The sequence below is a fragment of the Ensifer meliloti genome, from assembly GCF_030064585.1.
Taxonomy (GTDB): Bacteria; Pseudomonadota; Alphaproteobacteria; order Rhizobiales; family Rhizobiaceae; genus Sinorhizobium; species Sinorhizobium meliloti.
In genome coordinates, this window is the sequence record NZ_CP120365.1 from 598,591 (window position 1) to 623,373 (window position 24,783).

Sequence of the window (24,783 nt, forward strand, 5' to 3'; positions counted from 1 at the left end):
TACGGCAAGACCATGACGCGACTTCCGCAATTCCATAGCCTGCGCGGGGCGGCCGTCGAAGCGATCCGTGCCGCCGATCTTGCCGTCAAGACAGAGGTCGCGCAGGAGGCGGCGCGGCGCTGGCAGGCGCGAACGCTGTCCTTGCGCTCGCCTTTGGACCGCACCGTGCCCGAACGGCCCGGCCGGCCGGCCAAGCCCGTTCTGACGCCACCGACGCAGGTCAAGCGGCGCTCGCTCGGCTCGCTGAAAGGGCGGGTCGCTCTGCTGCACGCTATCGCCCACATCGAACTGAACGCCGTAGATCTGGCCCTCGACATCGTCGCACGCTTTGCATCCGAGCCGGTGCCGAATTCCTTCTTTGACGGTTGGATGCAGGTTGCCTTCGAAGAGGCCAAGCATTTTCGCATGGTAAGGCAAAGGCTGAACGACCTCGGCGCCGACTATGGCGATCTTCCCGCCCATGACGGCCTATGGCAGGCGGCGCACGACACGCGCAACGACCTGACCGCCCGCCTGGCCGTGGTTCCGCTGATTCTCGAGGCCCGTGGACTTGATGTGACTCCGGCATTGCGCGCAAAGATGCGGGAGACCGGCGACGATGAGAGCGCTGCCGTCCTCGACGTCATCTACGAGGACGAGAAGGGGCATGTCGCGGTCGGAGCGAAATGGTTCCGCTTTCTCTGCGCCCGCCAGAAGAAAGATCCCGCCGCAACCTTTCAAACGCTCGTGCGGGCGAATTTCCGCGGACCGCTGAAGCCTCCGTTCAACGACATTGCCCGGGCGGAGGCGGGATTGACCCCCTCCTTCTACCGATCGATGACCGCCTCCACCAACATCTGAGAAAACGCCTCCCACACACGCTTTATTAACCCTAACAAAGTGTAATTGCCGTCGAGCAACGCGAACTACAGCGCAGCGCGCCTCCGGACGCGCAAACTGGGGCGCATCGGCGGGGGTGGTGTGGTGTCTGTTGGTTCGGTAAACGCCTTCGGGAAGCGCAGGCAAAGTCACGTCCTGATCCTGGCGAGCGGCGACAGGGTCCGGCACATGACGGTCCGCCCATGGATGGCGACCCTGGCCATCTGTTTCGTCGGCATGTTCGGCACAGGATATCTTGCCGCAACCACATATCTGGTGCTTCGCGACGACCTGATCGGCGGAACGATCGCACGGCAGGCGCGGATGCAGCATGAATACGAGGACCGGATCACTGCACTGCGAGCGCAGGTGGACCGTGTCACGAGCCGGCAATTGCTGGATCAGCAGGTTGTCGAACAGAAGGTCGAGAAACTTCTGCAGCGGCAGCTGGCACTGACCTCGAGAAGCGGCCGGTTCGGCGCACTCCCGGAAGACGGTGCGGACTTGAATCATACCGGGCAGCAAGACACTTTTCCTGCGACGGAACCGCTGGCCTATGACGGGCGCGAAGAAGCTCGGGGCGGCGTCAAGGCCATCGAGACGATCATGGGCATCGCCGGCAAGGATGACGACCGGCCTCCCCGCCCCGCCGTACTCGGCTATGCACCCGTCTCCTCCGGGAATGTGGGTGGCGAAAGCGCTTCCGACCGGGCTGACCGTATGTTTTCCAACGTCACGCTTTCGCTCAAGGGCGTGGAGCGCGAACAGATGGCGCATCTCCGGCAGATGACGGACAGCGCGCTAAGGACGTCCGCGACAATCAGGGCGATCGTGGAAGATACCGGCTTCACGCTCCCGGAAGCCGGGGAAGCGCTCGACGCGGATACGGCCGCGGAAGCCGGAATCGGCGGCCCCTTCGTCGAACCGCAGGACGGAGACGTATTCGATCGGTTCCTGGTCGGTCTCGACAGCGCTCTCCTGGAGCTTGAGCAGACCCGTGACGCAGCAAAAAGACTTCCTCTCGCCAGCCCGGCGCCGGCAGCCGATGTCTCCAGCGGCTTCGGAAATCGGCTGGATCCATTTCTCGGCCGTCCGGCGCTGCACGCCGGAACGGACTTTCGCGCACCGACCGGCACGCGAGTGCGCGCGACCGCGGGTGGCACCGTCACGGCCGCGGGTCCTGCGGGCGGCTATGGAAACATGATCGAGATCGATCACGGCAGCGGCGTCTCGACCCGCTATGCACATCTGTCCGCCATCCTGGTCAATGTCGGCGATGTGGTGAAGGCAGACGCGGTCATTGCCAAGTCGGGAAGCACCGGACGGTCGACGGGTCCGCATCTTCATTACGAGGTTCGCCTGAACGGGCACGCCGTCGATCCGGCGCGCTTCCTGAGGGCCGGAACGGAGCTCGCCGGCTATCTCGATTGACAATGGGCCTGCGGGCAGCTACCTCTCCCCGCGCCTGACGCGAAAAGCATGAGAATCGGGCGGATTCAACTTCCAGTGTTTCAACGTGCTGGATTTCTTGACTTTCGGCGCCTTTGGTCGTATGAGCGCCGCCACATGCTGCTGCATTTTCCAACGATCGATCAGAGTTCATCAGAACCGGAACGGAAACAGTTTCCCCTTTGACCAATTTCGCTGACCTTGGCCTGAGCCAGAAAGTTCTCTCCGCAGTTACCGATGCGGGCTACACGATACCGACACCGATCCAGGTTGGTGCCATCCCGCCGGCGCTTCAGCGCCGCGACATTCTCGGCATCGCCCAGACCGGAACCGGCAAGACCGCATCCTTCGTGTTGCCGATGCTGACCCTTCTGGAAAAGGGACGCGCACGCGCACGCATGCCGCGTACGCTGATCCTCGAGCCGACGCGCGAACTCGCTGCGCAGGTTGCCGAGAACTTCGACAAATACGGCAAGAATCATAAGCTCAACATCGCGCTTCTGATCGGTGGCGTTTCCTTCGACGAGCAGGACCGCAAGCTCGAGCGCGGCGCCGATGTGCTGATCTGCACGCCCGGCCGCCTGCTCGACCATTGCGAGCGCGGCAAGCTCCTGATGACAGGGGTCGAGATCCTCGTCATCGACGAGGCCGACCGCATGCTCGACATGGGCTTCATTCCCGACATCGAGCGCATCGCGAAGCTCATTCCCTTCACGCGGCAGACCTTGTTCTTCTCCGCGACGATGCCGCCCGAAATCCAGAAGCTTGCGGATCGCTTCCTGCAGAATCCGGAGCGGCTCGAGGTGGCACGCCGGTCCTCGACGGCTATAACCGTTACGCAGCGTTTTGTCGCCGCACACGGCAAGGATTACGAGAAGCGCGCCGTGCTTCGTGAACTCATTCGGTCCCAGGAGGACCTGAAGAACGCGATCATCTTCTGCAATCGCAAGAAGGATGTCGCCGAGCTCTTCCGTTCGCTCGATCGCCATGGCTTTTCGGTCGGCGCGCTGCACGGCGACATGGATCAGCGTTCACGCATGGCCATGCTTGCCAACTTCAAGGACGGCAACATCAAGCTGCTGGTCGCCTCCGACGTCGCGGCGCGAGGACTCGACATTCCCGACGTCAGCCATGTCTTCAATTTCGACGTGCCGATCCACGCTGAAGACTATGTCCACCGCATCGGCCGAACCGGCCGTGCTGGGCGTTCCGGCGCCGCCTTCACGATCGTCACAAAGCGCGAGACGAAGTTTTCCGATGCCATCGAGAAGCTGATCGGCCAGAAGGTCGAATGGTTCAGCGGCGACCTTTCGGAACTGCCCGAGCCGATGGAGAGCCACGACAGCCGTCGCGACCGCGGCAGCGACGGGCGCAAGGACCGGAAGAGGGAGCGTCCCGGCAAGGTTCACGCCGATCGCAAACCTGTCACGGCCTCAGGCAATAATACAGAAGAACTCGAAACAGTCCCGGAAAGGGTCGACGCGGTGAAGATCGAACGCAATGCCGACAGCAAGGATCGTCATAACGGCCGCAGCGACCGTCCCGGCCGCGCGCAGAATGCAGCCAATGACGACAATCGCGACCGTCGCCAGCGCAACCGCCGCGATCATGACGACGGCCCGACGCCGGTTGGTTTCGGCGACGACATTCCGGCGTTCATGCTGATCGTCGGCAAGGCCTGATTCTTCGCTCATGGCACTGCCCGGTATCGATTTCCCCGGTCTCGGCTGCGGTCTGGCAATCCTGCGGGATGGAAAGATCCTCCTTTGCCGACGCCTGAAGGCGCCGGAAGCCGGCCACTGGAGCATCGTCGGCGGCAAAGTCGATCATATGGAACTCGCGCAGGATGCGGCCCGACGCGAGGCGGAGGAGGAAAGCGGCCTTTCCATCCATTCGACCCGCTTTTTATGCGTCAGCGAGCAGATGATCGAAGCCGATCGGCAACATTGGATCTCGCTGATTTATGTGACGGAGAATTTTTCCGGCGAGCCGCGTCTCACCGAGCCGGACAAGCTCTCCGACATCCGCTGGTTCGACCTGACCGCCCTGCCGCAGCCTCTATCCCGCTTTGCGGCAGATGCGGTGCGGGCGCTCGCCTGAAACCCGGGACGATAATCTCTACTTTTTCGACCTGAGCGCGGCCTCGTAGGCAAGTCCAACCCAGCGCGCCATTTCATCCGGATCGTCCCAGGCCGGCTCAGGGATGCTCCAATAGGGCATTTTCACCGGCTTGCCCTTGCCTTCATAGGCCCACTGCCGGGCGCCTGCTTCCTCGAGCGCCGGCGCCGATTCGGCATCCCCCTTCAGAAGAATTTCTCCGTTCACTTCCAACGCAAGAATGATGCCGTCGAAATAGATGCCCTTGCCGCCGAACATGCGGCGAATCTTGATCGGGCCGAGTGTTTCGAAAATCTCCTCGATTGCCGCATTGTCCATCGCTCAATCCCTCAATAGCCCGCCGGCAGCCACTATCGCCTCCGGCGTGTCGAGATCAAGACGCGCCGCAGCACCGAGTTCGACGTCGATCACCGGCAAGCCGCAGCGCTCGACGATGTGCCTCGCCCCGACGTCACCGACGAGCTGCCGGACGGCATGGAAAGTCTCCTTCGGCAGAATGACCGGATTGCCGCGCTGACCGCCGGCGACGGCACGCACCACAGCACGGCCGGATTCGGTTTCGAAGGCAGCGATCAACTTTGCCAGGTGTGCCGAAGTAACGCCCGGCATGTCGGCAAGCATGACGAGCATCCCGCCGGCGCCGGCATCCAGGGCGGAGAGACCGGCAATCAGCGAAGAGGCCATGCCGCTCCGGTAGTCGGGGTTCGAGACGAATGTGGTCTGCAGCCCCGCGAGTGCCGCCCGGATCTCCGCTTCCCGGTGGCCGGTTACCACGATCACTCTGCCCGGAGCCGCCGCGATGGCGGTCTCCACCGACCGGCGCACGAGCGGCATGCCTCCGAACTCCGCGAGCAGCTTGTGACGGCCATCCGGCCCCATCCGGCTCGCCTGGCCGGCTGCGAGCACCACGATCCCGACGGGACCCGGCCGCTTGCCGGCGCTCCCTTCCCGCGGCTGCGGACGCGTCGGGATTTCTTTGAGCAACCCGCCGACGCCGAGCCCGGTAATGTCGGCTTTGCTCGGCCACTCTCCTGCGATCAACCGGTCGAGAATCCAGTCGAAACCGTTTTCCCTCGGGCTTCGTGCACATCCGGGAGCACCGAGGACCGGGATTTCCCCTAATCGTCCGAGGACGAGCAGGTTGCCCGGATCGACCGGCATTCCGACGTGTTCTACGACGCCGCCCGCGCGCCGGATGGCGGCAGGGATCACATCGTCCGGATCGGCCACGGCCGAAGCGCCGAAGACGATGATCAGGTCGTGCGAATCGGCAGCGTCCGAGATCGCGGCGGCGACCGCTTCGGTGGTATGAGCCACGCGTTGCTCGCTATCGAGGCGGCTGCCCGATTGCAGGAGCCTTGCGGTGAGGACGGCGCGCGTCTTGTCCATAACCTGGCTCTTCAACGAAGGCAGCTCAGTCGCCACCAGGGCCGCGCGCCGCGGCGTGAACGGCTTGACCTCGAAGGCCCGATCCGCCCGAAGCAGTGCCTGCGCTCGCTCCACGAGCGCTTGCGGCACGGCAAGAGGGATGATCTTGATCGTCGCCACCATGTCGCCGGCGTCGACGGCAACATGATCGGCAAGGCAGGCGAGCGTGATCGCCGGATCTATACGGTTCAGCCGATCGACGACGGCGCGATTGGCAACGAAAAGGCCGGCAGCGGTAGCATAGACGTTGACCCGGCCGGTCGTGGCCCGCGAGAACCGCAGGTGATCCGGAGCGATCGCCGCAGCTATGCGCGCCGCGGCTTCGTCCTCCGGCAGGTCGTCCGACTCGAGCCTCGCGACAATGACCTCCGTGACATCCGCTTCGGCAAGCGCCGCGACATCGTCGGCGCTCAGGCGATGCCCTTTTGACAGCTTCATCGTGCCGATCTTTACCGAATGGCCCAGGAGAGCGCCTTCGGCATCGGCAAGGCGTACGGGCCCGAACCTCACGTGGCCCCCTCCGCCGGCAGGTTCACGTCGCGACGCCGCAGCGCCCCGATGATCTCTGCCAACACGGCAACCGCAATCTCCGCCGGGCTCGCGGCACCTATATCGAGGCCGATCGGGGCCTTGATACGTGTGATCGCTTCCCCCGGCACTCCTTGCGTCTGCAGGCGTTCGGTCCGAGCCGCATGGGTCTTGCGGCTGCCAAGCGCGCCGACATAGAAGCATCCCGCCTCCAGTGCCGCGCTGATCGGATAGTCATCGATCTTCGGATCGTGCGTGAGGGCGGCGAGTGCCGTATAGCGATCGAGCGGTCGAGCGGGCAGAACGTCTTCCGGCCAGTCGGCAATAAGCTCGACGCCATGGAAACGCTCGGCCGTTGCAAAGGCGGTGCGCGGGTCGATGACCGCCATGTCGAAACCTGCGACCGGCGCCAGACGCGCCAATGCCTGCGAAATGTGAACCGCTCCGATCGCGACGATACGAGGGGGCGGCAGATGAACGTTGAAGAAAAGCGCCCTCTCCTCGACGTTCAGAAGGCGGGGCCGGCCCGAGTGCAGCACTTCGGAGACGGGTGCGGCCCATTCAGGGGGAATGCGATCGCCTTCGACAAAAGCCTGACTGCTGCCGTCCGAAAGATCGCTGACGACGACGGCGGCGCGGCGTGACGCGCGGGCGTCATTGAGTATCTGCAGTGTGCTCAGTTCCATCGTTCAGCCGTCAATTCGTTCGACATAGACGCGGATCCGGCCACCGCAGGAAAGCCCGACGCGCCACGCAGTCTCGTCGGCGACGCCGAATTCGAGAACCCGCGGGGTACCGGACGCAATCACGTCGGCAGCCTCCGCGATGACCGCGCCCTCGACGCAGCCGCCGGAAACGGAACCCTGGAAGTTACCTTCCCCGTCGATCACCAGGTGGCTGCCGACGGGGCGTGGCGCCGAGCCCCAGGTTTCGATCACGGTCGCAAGGGCCACGGAACGCCCTTGCCCATGCCAGGTCTGGGCGACAGCCAAAGGATCGAGGACGTTCGGCTCGTTCTGCATGCTGCAACTCCGAAAACTGCACTCAGGCAATGATCCTGCTTCGGATCAAGTCACATCACTGTGACGCATTCGCCGGCGCACGGTCAACGGCAAGCCGTCCATGGTTCAGGAAACGCCGCGGATCGGCATCGCGAGCTCCGCGGCCGGACAGCGATTTCACCAGATCGGCGACGGATTCGAGATTGTGGATCGGGCGGAACTCGTCGACATGCGGAAGCATGGCCCTCACTCCTCGGGCGCGCGCCTCGAAACCGTCGAAACGCAGCAACGGGTTGAGCCAGACGAGACGCCGGCAGGAACGATGCAGACGATCGATCTCGGTCTCCAGTTCGGCCGTATCGTCGCGCTCGAGCCCATCGGTCATCAAGAGGACGACGGCCCCCTGCCCGAGCACCCGCCGCGACCAGCGGCGGTTGAAATCGTGCAGCGTCTCTCCGATACGCGTGCCGCCCGACCAGTCCTTGACCGCCGCGATGCAGTCGTCCAGCGCCTCGTCGGGGTCACGGTTGCGCATCTGCCTCGTGACATTCGTCAACCGCGTCCCGAAAAGGAAAGTATGGACGCGATGGCGCTGTTCGGTCAGCGCGTGCAGAAAATGCAGGAATATCCGGGTATACTTGCTCATCGATCCGGAAATGTCCGCAAGCACGACCAATGGCGGATGGACGAGCCGCGGCTCGCGAAAGCGCGGCAGGATGAAGTCCCCGCCAAACCGCATGGCATCGCGCATGGTGGAGCGCGGATCGATCCGCACCGGGCGATGGGACCGTCGATAGCGGCGCGTTCGTACCCGGTCGAGCGGCAGCAGGATTGCGGACAATGCCTTTCTTGCCTCGGCGATCTCCGCGGTCGTCATCTGGCCGAAATCCGCCTTGCGGAAGAGTTCCCGGCCCGAGACGGTGTAGCGTGCATCGACCTCCACCTCCGGCGCTTCGCTCGGCTGCTGCGCGCCGTCCCGGCCGGCAAGAAGCGCATCACGAACGCGTTCTTCGCCGGCGCGCCGACGCCGATCCTCCCCGGAGCGGGGCATGGCAATGGGCGACATGAGCGCGATCATCTTGTTCACCAGATCCGGCGAACGCCAGAAGAGCCGGAACGCCTCGTCGAATACGGCCTGGTCTTCATGACGCTTGACGAAGATGCATTGGAGCGCTGCGTAGAATTCGCCACGGGAGCCGATGCCGATCAGCTTTACGGCACCGATGGCATCGGCGATGGCGGCGGGACCGATCCGCAGTCCCGCCCGCCTCAGGGCACGGGCGAAGAAGACGATGTTGTCGGCAAGCCTTCCTTCATCCGAATGGGCTCCGCCGGTCATCCTGCTCAGTCCTGCGCCAGCAATTCGGCCTTTACCTCGGCAAGCAGGCGGCGGCCTTCGGCACCTTCGATCCGGGCAATGTCGTCCTGATATTTGAGAAGCGTACCGAGCGTGTCGGCCACCGTTTCGGGATCGAGCGCCAGCGCGTCGAGCTCGGTGAGCGCCGTGGCCCAGTCGATCGTTTCCGCGACGCCGGGATTCTTGAAGAGGTCGAGCGCCCTCAACCTCTGAACATAGGCAACGATCTCGCGTGAAAGCGCCGCGTTGCAGCCCGGAACCTTGCGGCGGATGATCTCCAGTTCCTGCGCCGCCTTGGGGTAGTCGACCCAGTGATAGAGACAGCGCCTCTTCAAGGCATCGTGGATTTCGCGGGTCCGGTTGGTGGTGATGATGACGATCGGCGGCTCGTCGGCCTTGATCGTCCCGAGTTCGGGGATTGTGACCTGGAAATCGGAAAGCACCTCCAGGAGAAAGGCTTCGAAGGCTTCGTCGGTGCGGTCGAGCTCGTCGATCAGGAACACCGGCGCCCTCCCGGCAGTCGTCGATATCGCCTGCAGCACCGGCCGTCTTATGAGGAACCGCTCGGAGAAGATGTCGCTTTCCACTCTCTGGCGGTCGACGGTGCCCGCCGCTTCCGACAGGCGGATTTCCAGCATTTGAGCCGGATAGTTCCATTCGTAGACGGCCGAGGCGACATCAAGACCCTCGTAGCACTGAAGCCGGATAAGGGGGCGGTCGAGGGCGCGCGCCAGTACCTTGGCGATCTCGGTCTTGCCGACCCCGGCCTCGCCTTCGAGGAATAGCGGGCGCTTCATCCTGAGGGCCAGGAAGAGAACGGTCGCAAGCGCGGTTCCGGCGAGATAATCCTGCGCCTCCAGCATCGCCCTCGTCTCGTCGATGGACTGGGGCAGCTTTCCTGTCACCTGTCTCGCCATGCTTCCTCCCGCGTGGACGAAAACCTATAGCGTGTGATATCCGCGGTCCACATAAATGAGCGGTGGCTGCTTCGGGCCGAGCTGTACGTCCACGACTTCGCCGATAAGGATGAGATGCGTGGCCACTTCCTTGACTTCGATCAGGCGGCAATCGAAGGCAGCGATCGCCTCGACGAGGATGGGCGCACCGGTCGTGCGCTGCGTCCACCGGCCCAGGGCAAAACGCCGTTCCATGTCGAGCTGGTCGCGGCCCGAAAAGGCGTGAGCCAGGGCGTGATGCTGGGCGCCAAGCAGGTTGAGCGCGAAGCTGCCGCCACGGGAAAAGATGTCGTTGCGCCGGTTGGCTGCGTTGAGGCAAGCGAGCACGGTCGGCGGATCGTCGGATACCGAGCAGGACGCGGTGATCGTCACGCCGCGCCGCTCCTTGCCATCGGCCGCCGTGATCAGCTGCACATGCGACGACATGCGGCTCATCGCATCACGGTAGGTTATCGGGTCCAGCCGGGTCTTCTCCAACACATCTCGCTCCGGAACGATATCTCGCACATACATAGACTCTCGCGGAAAATATGAAACCCGGCGGCGCGAGAATCTTGCGGATCAGCGGCGCTTGCAATCGATGCGGCGACAAAGCCTCGTTATGCCTCGATCTTTTCCTTTGACGGGCGCGGCCACATCCTTAAAACATGGCGGTCGATAGCGGGAAAAAACATGCCTAAATCACTCGTCACCAGCCTCTTCGTCGCTGCGCTTGCGCTGACCGGTCCTGCTTTCGCTGCCGGCGTGAAGGTCGCGGTCGTGGCTCCAGAGGAAGGGTCTTTCGCCTCTCTCGGAAGGCAGATTTCTGCCGGGGCAGCATTCCAGGCCGGTGACCGCGGAAGCCAGGTGATCCCGATCAACGAAAACTGCGATCCTGCCGGCGGCGAGGCGCTGACGAAAGCCCTGCTTGCAAGCGGCGCGGAAGCGGCAATCGGTTTTCTGTGCACCGAGAGCCTTGAAGCCGCACTGCCGGCGCTCGCCGAAGCCGGCATTCCGGCGATCACCGTCAGCGTCCGTTCCGACATCCTCATGGAGGACGCACTCAAGAAAGAGTGGCCGTTCTATCGCCTGGCCCCAAGCGGCAAGGCCGAAGCGGCGGCGATCACCGATGCCATCGTCGCGAACTGGAAAGGCCGGCCGCTCGCTCTGATCGACGACGGGACGATCCACAGCCGCGAGCTTGTCGAGAGCGTGCGCAACGGGTTGGCCGAGATCGGCATAACACCGGTTTTCACCGACACCTACCGCCCCTCGCAGGAGCAGCAGGTGAGCCTCGTGCGGCGGCTGGCGAAGAGCGGCGCAACGCATGTCTTCACCGGAGGCGACCGCAACGATACGGCGGTCATCGCGCGTGACGCGAAAGCGGAAAACGTGCCGATAACCCTTTTTGGCGGCGACACGCTGAACGCTGCCGATCTCGACGTCCCGCTTGAGAACGGCGTCCTTGCCATGACGATCCCCGATCCCGCACGATCGTCGGAGGCTGCGGCGGTGGCAAAGGCCATGCGCGCCGCCAAGATCGAGCCCGAGGGATATGTTCTCCCCGCCTTTGCCGCAGTGTCGCTCCTCGAGCAGGCAAAGGACCAGGCGGCAAAAGACGGCAGCTCGCTTGCCGACGCCCTGACGAAAGGAACCTATCCGACAGTGCTCGGCCCGATCGGATTCAATAGTGCGCACGAGCTGGCCGAAACCCCTTACAGGCTGATGCGATGGCAGGACGGGCGTTTCGTCGATGCAGCCGCTACGGGCAGTACGGAATGATGCGGAAAGGGGCCAGAAATCTCATCACGGACGTGCCCGGATTGCTGGTCGGCAATGCCGAGGATATCAGGCTGAAATCCGGGGTTACGGCCGTGCTCTGCGATCCGCCGGCGACGGCCGCCGTCCAGGTTCTGGGCGGCGCTCCCGGCACGCGTGAGACCGACCTGCTCGCTCCCCACAACACGGTCCGGGCGGTCGACGCGATCGTGCTCTCCGGTGGCTCGGCCTTCGGCCTCGATGCCGCGTCGGGCGTCCAGGCCGCGCTGCGCGAGATGGGGCGCGGTTTTGCCGTCGGCCCGCACCGTGTGCCGATCGTGCCCGCGGCGATCCTCTTCGATCTGGCAAATGGCGGCGACAAGGATTGGGGACGCTACGCTCCGTATCGCGATCTCGGCTACCAAGCGGCGCGTGCGGTATCGGCGGATTTCGGGACCGGCAGCGCCGGCGCAGGCACGGGCGCGCTTACTGCGACCTTCAAGGGCGGTCTCGGCTCCGCGTCGACGGTGCTGTCCAACGGGATCACCGTCGGCGCGCTCGTGGCAGTGAATGCCGTCGGCTCGGCGACCGTCGGCGACACACGTCATTTCTGGGCAGCACCCTTCGAGATGGACGATGAGTTCGGCGGGCTGGGCCAGCCCACGCCCTGGCCGCAGGACGCCGCTGCCCCTCGCTTCAAGTTTCGGGAGCGGCAAGCGTCGGCGACGAACACGACCATCGCGGTCATCGCCACCGATGCGCTGCTCACCAAGGCGGAGGCTAAGCGTCTGGCGATAGCGGCCCATGACGGCTTTTCGCGTGCCCTGTGGCCCTCTCATACGCCGCTTGACGGCGATCTGGTCTTTGCGCTTTCGACGGGCACGAGCGGAAAGGCGCCACTGCTTCAGGATTTCATCGATCTCAGCGCCGCGGCAGCCGCCACCATGGCCCGTGCGATCGCGCGCGGCGTATACGACGCACGAGATGCCGGAGACGATCTGATGCCTGCCTGGTCCTCACGCTCCTGATCTTCGCGCCGGTTGTTCGGGAGGCCCGAGAATGCTATGGCGCGGGAAAGAGCCGGAGCACGATGATGACCCACCCCATTCGCATTGCCCCGTCGATCCTGGCGGCCGACTTCTCCAAACTCGGCCAGGAGGTTCGCGACGTCGCCGAGGCCGGCGCCGACTGGATCCATCTCGATGTCATGGACGGACATTTCGTACCGAACATCACCTTCGGACCCGACGTGATCAAGTCGCTGCGCCCGCACACCCGGGCGACCTTCGACTGCCACCTGATGATCGCGCCGGCCGATCCCTTCCTCGAAGCCTTTGCTAAGGCCGGATGCGACATCATAACCGTCCATGCCGAAGCAGGCCCGCATCTGCACCGGTCGCTGCAGACGGTGAAGTCGCTCGGAAAAAAGGCCGGCGTCTCGATCAATCCGGCGACGCCGGAAAGCGCAATCGAATATGTCCTCGACACCGTCGATCTCATTCTCGTGATGACGGTCAATCCCGGCTTCGGCGGCCAGAAGTTCGTCGGCGCGACGGAGGAGAAGATCCGGCGGATCAAGGCAATGATCGGCAGCCGCCCGATCGAGATCGAGGTGGATGGCGGTATCGCGCCCGATACGGCCGGCGTCGCGGCGAAAGCGGGCGCCAATGTGCTGGTCGCCGGATCCGCCATCTTCAAGGGCGGTTCCGTCGATGCGTATCGCAGCGCCATCGAAGTGCTCCGCACGCAGGCGCAAAAGGCACGCGGATGACGGCGCGCGCAGCGACTGCGGGCATCATTCTGGCGATGCTTGCCGCATCGGGTGCTGCGGCCGGCGACTACGCCGCCTTCCAACCGATCGGCTTTTCGTCGGACGGCGATGTCTTCGCCTTCGAGGAATACGGTATCCAGGACGGCTCCGGCTTTCCCTATTCGACGATCTACGTTCTCGACACGAATACCGACGCCTTCCTGCCCGGCGCTCCCGTGCGCGCCGTTGCGGAGGAGGACGGAGCCGATCTGCACAGGGCGCGCGGTGAAGCCCACAGGCGCTCTGCGCCGCTCATCGATGCCTATCGTCTCCACGACACGCCGGGAGTGCTCGCTGCATATAATCCCGTGACCGAGCTCGATGCAGAGCCGCGCACACTGACCTATTCCTCATTTCCCGCCGATGCATCCTTCCGCAAGACCTATGCGCTGAAGCTCGAAGAGAAGGTCTTCGAACCGGAAGGGATCTGCGAGGGCTTTCTGAAAGAGGTCAAAGGCTTCCGTCTGACGATGACCGAAAAGGCCGGGAAGCCCGCATCGGACATACTCGAAGACGATCAGCGCATTCCCTTGAGCCGCCGTTGCCCGACAGGCTACCGCATCGGCGGCGTCGTGACCCATGTCAAGGCCGACGGCTCCGAGGTCCATGCAGTGATGATCCTGGTCGAGTCGCTCGGCTTCGAGGGCACCACCGACGGCCGCTGGATCGCGGTACCGGTGCGGATTCCCGGTTGATGGAGGGGAAGGCCGCGGTCCGGGCAAAGGTGCTCATCGCAGACCCGGACCGGCCGAAGCGCTACCGTCTCGCGCATTCGGTTCCGAGCCTGCGGGAAGCGATCCTCGGCGCGCTCTGCTGGGGCTTCGCGATGGCTCTCTCGGCGTGGCTTGCACTTTGGTTCCGCGAAAATGACGCCACGTTCCACCTGAAAAGCATTCTCGGGCTTTACGCATGGGGCGGCATCGTCGCATGGCCGCTTTCGCTGTTTGCCGCCCGCTGCTTGTCGCAGAACCGACCGGCCGAGACACGCTTTTCGGCCTTTTTCCTGTGCCTCGCCGCAGGCACGATCGGAACGACGGCATTCCTGTTCGCGCTCGACTACCGCACTTTCTATGCGCAGTGGCATGCGATGACCGGAACACGCACCTGGCTGTTCCAGTTCGCGTTCACGTCGCTTGCCGCCTTCTACCAGTTTCTGGTCCTCGGCGTTCGCCTTTACCTACCCCTCGGTGCAGTCGCGCTCGTAGCAACGAGTCTGCTGCTCGCGCGATCGGACGCGCGGCAACGGCGTTGAGCTTCACCGCCATCTTTGATAGAGGCACAGCCATCCTCCACTCTCGACGAAAGCTTGAAGCCCATGATCTCCCGTTACTCCCGGCCGGAAATGGTGGCCATCTGGTCGCCGGAAACCAAGTTCCGCATCTGGTTCGAGATCGAGGCGCATGCCTGCGACGCCTTGGCCGAAATCGGCGTGATCCCCAAGGAAGCTGCAAAGACCATATGGGAAAAGGGCGGCGCGGCAACCTTCGACGTCGCCCGCATCGATGAGATCGAAGCCGTCACCAAGCACGATGTCATCGCCTTCCTCACCCATCTTGCGGAATTCGTCGGCCCCGACAGCCGCTTCATCCATCAGGGCATGACCTCTTCCGACGTGCTGGACACCTGCTTCAACATTCAGCTCGTCCGCGCCACCGATCTCCTGCTTGCCGATCTCGATAAGCTGCTCGAAGCGCTGAAGCGGCGTGCCTTCGAGCACAAGGACACGGTGACCATCGGTCGTTCGCACGGCATCCACGCCGAGCCGACGACCTTCGGCGTCAAGCTCGCGCTCGCCTATGCGGAGTTCGACCGCTGCAAGCAACGCCTTCTCGCTGCCCGCGAGGAGATTGCGACCTGTGCCATTTCCGGAGCGGTCGGCACCTTCGCCAATATCGATCCGCGCGTCGAGGAACACGTGGCAAAGGCGCTCGGCCTCAAGCCTGAACCCGTCTCGACCCAGGTGATCCCGCGCGATCGCCACGCGATGTATTTCGCCACACTCGGCGTCGTCGCCTCCTCGATCGAGCGCCTTGCGACCGAGATCCGGCATTTGCAGCGCACCGAGGTTCTGGAAGCGGAGGAATATTTCTCTCCGGGCCAGAAGGGCTCTTCCGCCATGCCGCACAAGCGCAATCCGGTCCTGACGGAAAACCTGACCGGCCTCTCCCGAATGGTCCGCGCCTTCGTCGTTCCGGCCATGGAAAACGTCGCGCTGTGGCACGAACGCGATATCTCGCACTCGTCGGTCGAGCGGATGATCGGTCCGGATGCGACGGTTACGCTCGATTTCGCGCTCGCCCGCCTGACCGGCGTCATCGACAAGCTTCTCGTCTACCCGGACAACATGCTGAAGAATATGAACAAGTTCCGCGGGCTTGTTCATTCGCAGCGTGTCCTTCTCGCCCTCACCCAGGCCGGAGTGTCGCGCGAGGACGCCTACCGCCTCGTACAACGCAACGCCATGAAGGTCTGGGAACAGGGCAAGGACTTCCTCGAAGAACTGCTCGCCGACACGGAAGTCCGTGCGGCTCTTTCCGAAGAGGACATTCGGGAGAAATTCGACCTCGGCTACCATACCAAGCATGTCGACACGATCTTCCGGCGGGTTTTCGGTTCCGTCTAGCTACTGCATGTTTCCTTTAATCGTATACGATTAAAGGACAAAAACATGCAGCAGATCAAAGTGCTACAGCGACCTTTGCGCGTCTGATAAGACGCGCGGCGCTGTAGAACAGAAACCGCCGATCCCTGGTTGGCGCGCGTCCTTCCATGGCCCGCATTTGACGTCCTTCGCTCAAATGCGGGCGAAGTCTTTAGCGTTCCTTTAGGTGCTCCATGTGAAGATTGCAGCTGTCTCAATCAGGTTTCGAGGAAACCATGGTTTACAAGGACAGTGTTCAGCGTGCCTCTTCGCGCGAAGAGACCAAGATAACCGGAACCGTCACCTGCAAGACGGGTTCGACCAACGGGATTGTGGTGGATCTTTCCGACGAAGGCATCTGCTTCAGGCTGCTCTTCGATATCGGCGCACGGACAGGCCAAGAGGTGACGATCCGGAGCGAGGAGCTCGGCTTTCTCTCCGGCATGGTGCGCTGGGCTCGCGGCGACAGGATCGGCATCAAGCTGAACCTGTCCTCGAACACGGCGGCCCAGATCTCGTCCTATTACAAGTTCTTTCGCTGACCTTGAGTGAAGGACCGGATCGAGGCACGGGGCGTTGAGGGCTGCTGCCGTCCAACGCCCCGCTCGAGAGACGCTATCGCGCCGCCCCGACAGGTTCCACCAGCTTGCGGTAGAGATGCCACGTCGCGTGGCCGAAGATCGGCATGATGACGGCAAGACCGACGAAGATCGGGATGGAGCCGATCACCAGTCCGGCTGCGATGATCAAACCCCACAGGGCCACCGGCACCGGGTTGGCGAGCGTCGCTCTGACGGAAGTTTCCATCGCCGTCAGCGCACCGACGTCGCGATCGAGCAGCAGCGGGAAGGTCACGACGCTGATCGACAGCACGACGACGGCAAAGACGAATCCGACGAGATTGCCGACGAGGATCAGGTTCCACCCCTGCTCGGTGGTCGTCACACTGGTCCAGAACTCCGAGATAGAAGCCGGAGGCGTCGGACCGAACATGGTTATATAAAGACCCTGGGCGACGAGCAGCCAGACGACGAAGATCACGAAGAGGACAGCGGCAACCGCGAGGATCGACGGGATTGCCGGATGGCGATGCAGCCGCATTGCATGCGGCCATCGCGCGTCCATGCCGAGTTCGCGACGCCTGCTGACCTCGTAGAGGGCGATGGCAGCAACAGGCCCGATGAGGGCAAAGCCGGAAGCGAGCGGATAGAGCAGCGGCAGCATGTTCGCTCCCGCACTCCACGTCATCAGCACGACGCCGGCGATTGGATATATGAGGCACAGAAAAACATAATGCGACGGCTTTTCCCGGAAGTCATCCAGCCCGAGACGCAACGCGTCGAACACATCCGCAATGCCAATCTTTCGTATGCCGGGATGCGTGACGGTCGGATCTGCCCCCGACAGAACATGGAAGGTTGTCATGGCTCACACTCCTCAACGAACCAGAGCAGCCACGGACCCGCGACAGCGGTAAAAGATGGGCCGCTGTCGAACCGCGGCTGTGAGTGCGATTATACAGAAAATGCGGCCTCTGTCGCCTCCGCCTTGACTTCGGCCTTTTTCGACTTCAAATCGCGACGATCATGAAGGTTTCCGAAACGCACATCCTCATCGTTCCCGGCTACACCAACTCGGGCCCGAACCATTGGCAGACCCGATGGGAGCGCAAACTGTCGACCGCGCGCCGCGTCGAGCAGGCAGAATGGTCGAAGCCGGTGCGGGAGGATTGGGTGGCGCGCATGATCGAGGAGGTCAACGCCGCTGAGAAGCCTGTCGTCATCGTCGCGCATTCGCTCGGCGTTGCCACGGCGATCCACGCACTGCCTCACTGCACGCGGCAGATTGCCGGCGCATTCCTGGTTGCTCCGCCGGACGTCGCCAATCCGAAGATCCGGCCGAAACACCTGATGACCTTCGGCCCCTATCCGCGCGATCCCCTGCCCTTCCCGTCGGTCATGGTGGCCAGCCGCAACGATTCCTTCGGCTCCTACGAGCACGCCGGCGACATCGCCAACGCCTGGGGATCGCTGCTCGTCGATGCCGGCGACGCCGGCCACATCAACACGGAGTCCGGCCACGGCCCCTGGCCGGAAGGCTCGATGGTCTTCGCCCAGTTCCTGAGCCGCCTGCGGGCGTAAGGCACGTCCGTGTTGGACACCGGAACTCACGCCTGGCCGAGACCCGCTGCCGCGACGCGCAGGCATTCCAGAAAAGTTTTCTGAAGCCTGCTCGGCAACCAGTTCTCCCGAACGGTGATACCGATGGTTCGCGTCCGGAGCCGGCTGCGCACCTCGTCGGCGACCGGAACGCAGCCAAGAAGGTTTTCTCTTTCCTCGATGGCGATCTGGCGGCGAGAGAGCATCGACAGCCGGTCGCTTTCCAGAATGATGGCACGCGTGAGAACGAGCGAGCTCGTCTCGATGCTCGCCCTTGGCGCATCCCGGCAACCAGCAAAGAGCGCGTCGAATGCGGCCCGGATAGGTGTGCCGGGCCGCTGGGCGACCCATTGCTGGGCGGCGAGCTGGTCAAGCGATGCGCCCTTGCCGTCGCTGTTGAGAAGCGGGTGCCCGGATCGTCCGACGACCGCATAGGGGTCCTCGAAAAGGGGCTCCGCCCGCAGTCCCTCGAGGTCGCTGCCCGAACGCAGCGCTCCGATCAGAATGTCGCTCGCGCCGGTGCGCAACTGCTGCGACAGAGCCTCGTAAGAGCCATCCATGACTTCCACCCGAGCATTCGGGTGAGCCGCCATAAGCGGGTTGACGGCGCGCGCAAGCAACAGGGTGCGCGCAAGCGGAAGACTTGCAATCTTGATCCGCCCCTCCATGCGCCCCTCGTTTTCACGGATTTCATCCAGAGCCTGCTCCAGTTCGGTGAGAGCGACCTGCCAGCGGATCGCAAGGCGGCGGCCTAGCGCATTCGGCGCCACGCCGGCCGGACTGCGCATAAGGATGGCCCTGCCGATATTGGTCTGCAGGTCGTGCAAGGCCCGGTGCAGCGCTGCCGGCGAGCCGCCGCCGCTGCGCGCGGCCTCGGTAATCGAACCGCTGCCGGAAAGGGCGATCAGCGCCTCGATCTGCCGAAAGCCGATCCGGGCGAGACATTTGGCGACCAGCGTCGGGTCTCGCTGCGAACTCACGCCGAAGAGTTCGGCCAGCGCCGAGGCGATCTGGTTCTCCATGCGGCGAAGCCGCATCAAGAGAACCTCGCCGGCCGCCGTCGGCTGACTGCCGGCAGCATAGCGTGACAGGAGTTTCGCGCCGAAGCGGCGCTCGATACCCGCCAGCGCAACCGAGACGGAGGGTTGTGAAATGTGCAGCTCGGCGGCCGCCCGGTTGAGGCTGCCCGTCTCGCAGACCTGCATGAAGACCCGCAGATGCCGGAGGTTGATATCCATTGCGATCATCTCTGCTCCAGAGGCAGATTCGAAAAAAACTATAGCTCTGCTCGGCTTTCGTATTAGCACCCGGACCCTGTTGGGTGCCAGTGTCCACTCCGAAGAATGAAGGAGCATGGATATGCATCAAAAGACCGGACTCGTCGTCAGCGCCCATTCGGCCGACTTCGTCTGGAGGGCTGGCGGCGCGATCGCGGCCCACGCAAGACAGGGTTATGCAGTCACCGTCGTTTGCCTGTCCTTCGGCGAGCGCGGCGAGTCGGCGAAGCTCTGGAAGAAGTCGGGAATGACCCTGGAGACCGTGAAGGCGGACCGTCGGCGCGAGGCGGAGAACGCCGCGAAGGCGCTCGGCGTTCACGATATCCTGTTCTACGATCTTGGCGATTATCCCATGCAGGTGACGCCGGAAGCTTTCGATCGGCTGGTGGAGCTCTACCGCGAAATACGCCCGGAGTTCATGCTGACGCACTCGCGGCAGGACCCGTACAACTTCGATCATCCGATGGCGACCGAATTCGCCCAGCATGCGCGTGTCATAGCCCAGGCGCATGGGCACAAGCCCGGCACGCCCGTACTCGGCGCCCCGCCGGTTTATCTCTTCGAGCCGCACCAGCCGGAACAATGCAACTGGAAGCCAAACTTCCTGCTCGACATCACCGACGTCTGGGAGAAGAAACTGGCCGCGATCAAGTGCATGGAGGGACAAGAGCATCTCTGGGAATATTATACCCGTGTCGCCCTCCAGCGAGGCGTCCAGGCCTCGCGCAATTCCGACTACAAGATCACCTATGGAGAGGCCTACGAGGCCGTCTTCCCGCATGTCACCGGTACCCTCGGCCATGGAGCGCTGGCATGAGCGTGGTTCACCGGAATATTGAGCGCACCGATAGAAGCCTTGCCGACGCCCTGGCGGAGTGCGGCGTTGCGACCGTGCACGAGGCGATGGGCCGTACCGGCCTGATGCAGTCCTATATGCGGCCCGTCTGGCGCGGGGCGCGCGTGGCGGGTACGGCGGTAACGGTCTCGATACCGCCTGCCGACAACTGGATGATCCATGTGGCGGTCGAGCAATGCCGCGAAGGCGACATTCTCGTTGTCGCACCGACCTCACTTTGCGACGCCGGCTATTTCGGCGAATTGCTTGCGACCTCCCTCATGGTGCGTGGCGTGCGCGGACTGATCATCGAGGCCGGGGTACGGGACGTCAGCGAATTGGAGGAAATCGGCTTTCCCGTCTGGTCGCGGTTCGTCTCGGCACAGGGAACGGTGAAGGCGACGCTTGGTTCGGTCAACGTGCCGATCGTCTGCGCAGGCGCCACCGTGGCACCCGGCGATGTCGTCATCGCCGACGACGACGGGGTCATGGTCGTGCCGAAAGCGCAGGCTGAACAAGCAGTGGCGGCCTCGCGCGCGCGGCTTGAGAAGGAGCGCAAGACGCGTGAGCGGCTGGCCGCCGGCGAACTGGGACTGGACATCTACGACATGCGCGGCGCACTCGCCGCCAAAGGACTGAAATATATCGATTGAGCGGGAGATGGCGCAGGAGCCATTTCTGCAGGGAGGACGAATGACCACGATTGCATTCATCGGCTTCGGCGAGGCAGCGCAGTCCATCGCCGGCGGGCTTGGCGGCCGGAACGCCGCGCGGCTCGCCGCTTACGATTTGCGCTTCAACGACCCGGCTGCTTCCGGCGCCCTGCGGGCACGAGCGTCGGAACTCGGAGTCGAACCGCTCGACGACGTGGCCGGCATTGCTTGCGCGGATGTCGTGCTGTCGCTCGTCGTGGGTGCCGCGACGAAGGCCGTCGCCGCCTCGGCAGCGCCGCATCTTTCCGACGAGGCAGTCTTCATCGACCTCAACTCCGTCGGGCCCGACACCAAGGCACTCGCAGCCGGCGCCATCGCGACCGGGAAGGGCAGCTTCGTGGAAGGCGCCGTCATGGCGCGTGTGCCACCCTATGCGGAGAAGGTTCCGATCCTCGTCGCGGGCAGGCGCGCCGTCGAGGTGGCGGAGCGCCTAAACGCGCTCGGCATGAACCTCGAAGCGGTCGGTGAGACCCCGGGCCAAGCTTCGTCGCTGAAGATGATCCGTTCGGTGATGATCAAAGGCGTCGAGGCCCTGCTGATCGAAGCTCTGTCCTCGGCGGAACGGGCCGGCGTTACCGAGCGCATTCTCGATTCGGTCCAAGAGACCTTTCCCGGTCTCGACTGGCGTAACGTCGCCGACTATTACCTTTCCCGAACCTTCGAGCACGGCGCCCGTCGCGTGACAGAGATGACCGAAGCGGCCGAAACGATCGAATCCTTCGGCTTGAATGCCCCCATGTCGCGGGCTGCCTGCGAGACGATCGCTGCCGCCCATGCGGCGATGAAGGATCAGGGGCTCTCCGTGAATGACGGCTATCGCGGTTTCGTGCCGGTGCTCGCACGGCGCCTGGCGAAGGACAGTTGAGATGGACGGTATCTTACAGTCGCTCGGCGTCATCTTCAGCCTTTCCGGAGTTGCCGTACTCGTCACCGGGGCCCTGCTCGGGATCGTCATCGGCGCCCTGCCCGGGCTTGGTCCGTCGATCGGATTGAGCCTCCTCATCCCGTTCACCTACAATCTCGGCCCCGAACTCAGCATGCTGCTGATGATCTCGCTCTATACCTCCGCCGAATATGGCGGCTCGATCAGCGCGATCCTCCTGTCGACGCCGGGCACGGCCGCCGCTGCGGCAACCGCGATCGACGGCTATTCCATGGCTCGACAGGGCAAGGCGAACGAGGCGATCTCGATCTCACTGACGGCCTCCACCGTCGGCGGGGTTCTCGGCGGGCTCGCGCTGCTGCTGCTGGCCATGCCGCTCGCCTCGCTGGCGTTGAAGTTCGGCCCGGCCGGATATTTCGCCGTCGGCGTATTCGGGCTGAGCTCGGTCGCGGCACTGTCCGGCGGTTCGCTGGTGAAGGGACTTGCCTGTGCCGCCTTCGGTCTTGCGCTCGCGACGGTCGGCATAGATCCGATCGCCGGCACGCCGCGCTTCACCTTCGGACTTTTCCAGCTCTATGAAGGCGTACCCTTTCTGGCGGCGCTCATCGGCCTCTTCGCCGTATCGGAAGCGCTCGCGATGGTCGAGAGCCGCGTGGTATCGGCGCCGTCCATCAAGGACAAGGTCGGCCACGTCTTCATGTCGGCGGCGCTGTGGAAGGAAACCTGGCGCTCCATGCTCTCCGGTTCGGTCATCGGCACGCTGCTCGGAATTCTTCCAGGCGTCGGCGGCAACATCGCCTGTTGGGTCGCCCGTGATTATGCCCGAGCCCGGGACCGTCATCCCGAAGAGTTCGGCAATGGCTCCGCGAACGGCATCGCGGCACCTGAAGCCGCCAACAATGCCACGGTCGGCGGCGCACTCGTGCCGCTCCTTGCACTCGGTGTCCCCGGTTCCCCGACGACTGCGATCATGGTCGGCGCACTTATCATGCACGGTCTGCATCCCGGTCCGCAGCTCTTCAACGAGGCGCCATCGCTGGTCTATGCGATTCTTTTCGGCACGATCATCGCGTCGCTGGTGCAGTATGCCGCCGGCTCACTTTTCCTGCCGCTCATGGCCCGGGTGATGCGGCTGCCCGATGCGGTGATCGCCGTCGGCATCATGGCCTTTGCCGTTCTCGGCGCCTTCGCCATCCGCAACCTGATGTTCGACGTTTATCTGATGCTCGGCTTCGGCGTCGTCGGCTATCTCATGAAGAAGCTCCGCTTCCCAGTCGCCCCCGTCATTCTGGCTATGGTACTCGGCTACCTGGTGGAGTCGAACTATCGTACCGCGCTCGTGTCCTCGCAAGGCGACTACACGATCTTCGTCACCGATCCGATCAGCCTGATCTTCCTCATCCTGAGCCTCGTCAGCCTACTGACGCCGCTTTGGAGACGGATCCAGGCGCGCCGCGCCAGTGCGCGGTCCGAAGAAACAGCGGACTGCACCGTCCGTTGAAAAGCATCCAACTGGAGGAGAAGAAATGAGCATTACAAAAAGAACGTTCGGCGCGCGCATGGCAGGCGCGGCTGTGGGACTGGCCCTCGCCCTGTTGGGACTTGCCGTACCGGCGAACTCCATCGCCGCGGAATTTCCGGAAAAGCCGGTGACGCTGGTGGTTTGGGCGGGTGCCGGAGGAGCGCTCGACACTTACGGCCGCAAGCTCGCCGAGCTCCTGGAAAAGGAGGCAGGGTGGACGGTGAAGGTGGACAACAGGCCGGGCGGCAGCGGCGCCGTCGGCGTCTCGCAGATCATGACGCAGCCGGCCGACGGCTACAACATCCTCGTCCTAACCGGAACGCTGACCTTCGGCATCGCCCAGGGGCTCATTCCCTTCGAACTCGAGGATTTCCGCCTGCTTCGGGCCATGCAGTCGGAGCCGTCTTCGCTTGCGGTGCTTTCCGACAGCCAATTCAAGTCCGTCGACGATTTCACCAAATACATGAAGGGCATTCCGAACGGGCTGAAGGTCGGCGGCCATGCGCCCGGCGGCTTTCATCAATACATGCTGTACCAGCTCATGAAGAAGGGCGGTTTCGAGAGCGGCTGGATCCCGCATGACGCGTCAGGCAAGGTGACGCTCGGCCTCCTCGGCAAGCACCTCGATGCTGCCATGATGACGCCATCGACCGGCCTTGCGCAGGTCAAAAGCGGCGAGATCAAGCTGCTTGGCGTTTCGACCGACGAGCGTAGCGCGTTCCTGCCCGACGTACCGACGTTCAAGGAGCAGGGCTACGACATCGAGGGGGCGATCTGGCGCGGTGTCGCTGTAAAAGCGGGAACACCCGACGACGCCGTCGGCGCCATCCAGGCTGCAGTGGACAAAGTGACCGCATCCGAGGACTGGAAGAAGTTCCAGACCGAGCAGTTCCAGGATAGCCCCGACTGGAAGGAAGAGGAGTTCACCAAACGGGCGCAGAGCGACCTCGCCAACCAGCTCGAATTCCTCAAGGCCAACGGATACGTCGAATGAGCGATCACGCATCGGGTACGTCGATACATGTCCTCTCCGCCGGGCACGGCGGGGAGGCACCGCACGGGCATTATTGGCAAAACCTCGTCGCGGCCCTTGTATGCATCGGCTGGAACGTGGGCTTCCTGCTGTTGAGCCTCGGACTGCCGGCTGGACATTCACGAGGCGATGTCGGGCCGGGTTCGCTGCCCATTCAGGTTGCTGTCTTCGGTACGGCCGTGTCGGCTGTCTATCTCGTTCAGGTCCTGAGGGGCGTCGATCTCGGCGGAACGCACGGCAGGGTCGACATTGCACGCGTCAGCGGCCTGATGGCTCTATTCGTCGCGGTGTGTCTCGGCGCGAACTGGATCGGGCTGGCCCTTTGCCTCGGAATCGGCGCGGGCGTGGCGACGCTGCTCTTTCCCGGCGAGAAACCGCTCGTCCGAGCCGTCGCAACCGGGGCCGGCTTCTGGGCGATCGCCTATCTGGTCTTCGGCAAGCTGCTCGCGCTTCCTCTTCCTTGAAACGACCTGACAGG

Annotated in this window: 27 protein-coding genes; 18 read left to right on the forward strand and 9 right to left on the reverse strand. The window is 63.7% G+C overall.

Translation table 11 applies throughout. The features are described 5' to 3' along the window. Positions 1 to 12 precede the first annotated feature (12 nt). The 4 genes from PZL22_RS09960 to PZL22_RS09975 all read left to right on the forward strand — a co-directional run bounded on the left by PZL22_RS09960 (position 13) and on the right by PZL22_RS09975 (position 4,407). Positions 13 to 840, forward strand: coding sequence for a ferritin-like domain-containing protein (locus tag PZL22_RS09960; RefSeq protein ID WP_003531461.1), 828 nt, complete (start codon positions 13 to 15; stop codon positions 838 to 840). A 45-nt stretch (positions 841 to 885) separates the two neighbouring features. Beyond that, the gene (locus PZL22_RS09965) at positions 886 to 2,289 is read left to right on the forward strand and encodes a M23 family metallopeptidase (protein ID WP_033048892.1); all 1,404 of its coding nucleotides are present in this window, start codon (positions 886 to 888) and stop codon (positions 2,287 to 2,289) included. Between the two features lie 200 nt (positions 2,290 to 2,489). Beyond that, the gene (locus tag PZL22_RS09970; protein ID WP_003531457.1) at positions 2,490 to 3,989 is read left to right on the forward strand and encodes a DEAD/DEAH box helicase; all 1,500 of its coding nucleotides are present in this window, start codon (positions 2,490 to 2,492) and stop codon (positions 3,987 to 3,989) included. A 10-nt stretch (positions 3,990 to 3,999) separates the two neighbouring features. Continuing rightward, positions 4,000 to 4,407: an NUDIX hydrolase gene (locus PZL22_RS09975; protein ID WP_003531455.1), complete on the forward strand. Its 408-nt coding sequence runs from the start codon at positions 4,000 to 4,002 to the stop codon at positions 4,405 to 4,407. A gap of 18 nt (positions 4,408 to 4,425) precedes the next feature. Here PZL22_RS09975 and PZL22_RS09980 read toward each other — a convergent pair whose 3' ends face one another. Genes PZL22_RS09980 through PZL22_RS10010 form a run of 7 tightly spaced genes read right to left on the reverse strand, consistent with a single transcriptional unit; the run spans position 4,426 to position 10,208 of the window. Further along, entirely contained in the window at positions 4,426 to 4,743 is a 318-nt protein-coding gene (locus PZL22_RS09980) for a TfoX/Sxy family protein (protein ID WP_003531453.1), read from the reverse strand. 3 nt (positions 4,744 to 4,746) lie between these two features. Next, positions 4,747 to 6,363 carry an NTP transferase domain-containing protein gene (locus PZL22_RS09985; RefSeq protein ID WP_003531451.1) on the reverse strand — a complete coding sequence of 539 codons (1,617 nt, stop codon included), beginning with the start codon at positions 6,361 to 6,363 and terminating at the stop codon, positions 4,747 to 4,749. After that, on the reverse strand, positions 6,360 to 7,067 hold the full coding sequence (locus PZL22_RS09990) for an XdhC family protein (protein ID WP_284718636.1): 708 nt from the start codon (positions 7,065 to 7,067) through the stop codon (positions 6,360 to 6,362). The genes PZL22_RS09985 and PZL22_RS09990 overlap by 4 nt, the downstream gene beginning before the upstream one ends. 3 nt (positions 7,068 to 7,070) lie before the next feature. Further along, entirely contained in the window at positions 7,071 to 7,403 is a 333-nt protein-coding gene (locus PZL22_RS09995) for an XdhC family protein (RefSeq protein WP_003531447.1), read from the reverse strand. 55 nt (positions 7,404 to 7,458) lie between these two features. Further along, positions 7,459 to 8,721 (reverse strand): vWA domain-containing protein, encoded by a 1,263-nt coding sequence (locus PZL22_RS10000; RefSeq protein ID WP_003531444.1) that lies wholly within the window; start codon positions 8,719 to 8,721, stop codon positions 7,459 to 7,461. A gap of 5 nt (positions 8,722 to 8,726) precedes the next feature. Further along, the gene (locus PZL22_RS10005; RefSeq protein ID WP_003531441.1) at positions 8,727 to 9,656 is read right to left on the reverse strand and encodes an AAA family ATPase; all 930 of its coding nucleotides are present in this window, start codon (positions 9,654 to 9,656) and stop codon (positions 8,727 to 8,729) included. 24 nt (positions 9,657 to 9,680) lie between these two features. Then, a complete protein-coding gene (locus PZL22_RS10010; RefSeq protein ID WP_003531440.1) occupies positions 9,681 to 10,208 on the reverse strand; it encodes a flavin reductase family protein in 528 nt (175 codons plus the stop codon). A 159-nt stretch (positions 10,209 to 10,367) separates the two neighbouring features. Here PZL22_RS10010 and PZL22_RS10015 point away from each other — a divergent pair, with 159 nt between their 5' ends. The 7 genes from PZL22_RS10015 to PZL22_RS10045 all read left to right on the forward strand — a co-directional run bounded on the left by PZL22_RS10015 (position 10,368) and on the right by PZL22_RS10045 (position 16,425). After that, entirely contained in the window at positions 10,368 to 11,456 is a 1,089-nt protein-coding gene (locus PZL22_RS10015) for a branched-chain amino acid ABC transporter substrate-binding protein (protein ID WP_003531438.1), read from the forward strand. Then, complete coding sequence (locus PZL22_RS10020; RefSeq protein ID WP_003531436.1) at positions 11,453 to 12,460, forward strand: P1 family peptidase; 1,008 nt, start codon at positions 11,453 to 11,455, stop codon at positions 12,458 to 12,460. Before PZL22_RS10015 ends, PZL22_RS10020 begins: the two co-directional genes overlap by 4 nt. Positions 12,461 to 12,522: 62 nt before the next feature. Further along, complete coding sequence (gene rpe, locus PZL22_RS10025; RefSeq protein WP_080573457.1) at positions 12,523 to 13,203, forward strand: ribulose-phosphate 3-epimerase; 681 nt, start codon at positions 12,523 to 12,525, stop codon at positions 13,201 to 13,203. After that, on the forward strand, positions 13,200 to 13,937 hold the full coding sequence (locus PZL22_RS10030) for a DUF2259 domain-containing protein (RefSeq protein WP_003531432.1): 738 nt from the start codon (positions 13,200 to 13,202) through the stop codon (positions 13,935 to 13,937). The genes rpe and PZL22_RS10030 overlap by 4 nt, the downstream gene beginning before the upstream one ends. Further along, on the forward strand, positions 13,937 to 14,494 hold the full coding sequence (locus PZL22_RS10035) for a hypothetical protein (RefSeq protein WP_003531430.1): 558 nt from the start codon (positions 13,937 to 13,939) through the stop codon (positions 14,492 to 14,494). The genes PZL22_RS10030 and PZL22_RS10035 overlap by 1 nt, the downstream gene beginning before the upstream one ends. A gap of 63 nt (positions 14,495 to 14,557) precedes the next feature. After that, positions 14,558 to 15,865, forward strand: coding sequence for an adenylosuccinate lyase (gene purB / locus PZL22_RS10040; RefSeq protein ID WP_003531428.1), 1,308 nt, complete (start codon positions 14,558 to 14,560; stop codon positions 15,863 to 15,865). Between the two features lie 254 nt (positions 15,866 to 16,119). Then, positions 16,120 to 16,425 (forward strand): PilZ domain-containing protein, encoded by a 306-nt coding sequence (locus tag PZL22_RS10045; RefSeq protein ID WP_003531426.1) that lies wholly within the window; start codon positions 16,120 to 16,122, stop codon positions 16,423 to 16,425. A 73-nt stretch (positions 16,426 to 16,498) separates the two neighbouring features. Here the strand turns inward: PZL22_RS10045 and PZL22_RS10050 are convergent, their stop codons facing one another. Then, positions 16,499 to 17,308 (reverse strand): DUF2189 domain-containing protein, encoded by an 810-nt coding sequence (locus PZL22_RS10050; protein WP_003531425.1) that lies wholly within the window; start codon positions 17,306 to 17,308, stop codon positions 16,499 to 16,501. A gap of 161 nt (positions 17,309 to 17,469) precedes the next feature. Here PZL22_RS10050 and PZL22_RS10055 point away from each other — a divergent pair, with 161 nt between their 5' ends. Further along, positions 17,470 to 18,024, forward strand: a complete 555-nt coding sequence (locus tag PZL22_RS10055; RefSeq protein ID WP_003531424.1) for an RBBP9/YdeN family alpha/beta hydrolase — start codon at positions 17,470 to 17,472, stop codon at positions 18,022 to 18,024. A gap of 26 nt (positions 18,025 to 18,050) precedes the next feature. Here the strand turns inward: PZL22_RS10055 and PZL22_RS10060 are convergent, their stop codons facing one another. Next, entirely contained in the window at positions 18,051 to 19,289 is a 1,239-nt protein-coding gene (locus PZL22_RS10060) for a LysR substrate-binding domain-containing protein (protein ID WP_003531422.1), read from the reverse strand. A gap of 112 nt (positions 19,290 to 19,401) precedes the next feature. Between PZL22_RS10060 and PZL22_RS10065 the strand changes: the two genes are divergently transcribed. The 6 genes from PZL22_RS10065 to PZL22_RS10090 are packed head-to-tail and all read left to right on the forward strand — an operon-like array spanning position 19,402 to position 24,769. After that, positions 19,402 to 20,136: a PIG-L deacetylase family protein gene (locus PZL22_RS10065; RefSeq protein WP_027990662.1), complete on the forward strand. Its 735-nt coding sequence runs from the start codon at positions 19,402 to 19,404 to the stop codon at positions 20,134 to 20,136. Beyond that, on the forward strand, positions 20,133 to 20,807 hold the full coding sequence (locus PZL22_RS10070) for a 4-carboxy-4-hydroxy-2-oxoadipate aldolase/oxaloacetate decarboxylase (RefSeq protein ID WP_003531418.1): 675 nt from the start codon (positions 20,133 to 20,135) through the stop codon (positions 20,805 to 20,807). The genes PZL22_RS10065 and PZL22_RS10070 overlap by 4 nt, the downstream gene beginning before the upstream one ends. A 40-nt stretch (positions 20,808 to 20,847) precedes the next feature. After that, the gene (locus PZL22_RS10075; RefSeq protein WP_003531416.1) at positions 20,848 to 21,732 is read left to right on the forward strand and encodes an NAD(P)-dependent oxidoreductase; all 885 of its coding nucleotides are present in this window, start codon (positions 20,848 to 20,850) and stop codon (positions 21,730 to 21,732) included. Position 21,733: 1 nt separating this feature from the next. Then, entirely contained in the window at positions 21,734 to 23,251 is a 1,518-nt protein-coding gene (locus PZL22_RS10080) for a tripartite tricarboxylate transporter permease (protein ID WP_003531415.1), read from the forward strand. A 25-nt stretch (positions 23,252 to 23,276) separates the two neighbouring features. Continuing rightward, positions 23,277 to 24,266 carry a tripartite tricarboxylate transporter substrate binding protein gene (locus tag PZL22_RS10085; protein ID WP_003531414.1) on the forward strand — a complete coding sequence of 330 codons (990 nt, stop codon included), beginning with the start codon at positions 23,277 to 23,279 and terminating at the stop codon, positions 24,264 to 24,266. Then, positions 24,263 to 24,769 carry a tripartite tricarboxylate transporter TctB family protein gene (locus PZL22_RS10090; protein WP_010969455.1) on the forward strand — a complete coding sequence of 169 codons (507 nt, stop codon included), beginning with the start codon at positions 24,263 to 24,265 and terminating at the stop codon, positions 24,767 to 24,769. The genes PZL22_RS10085 and PZL22_RS10090 overlap by 4 nt, the downstream gene beginning before the upstream one ends. Positions 24,770 to 24,783 lie beyond the last annotated feature (14 nt).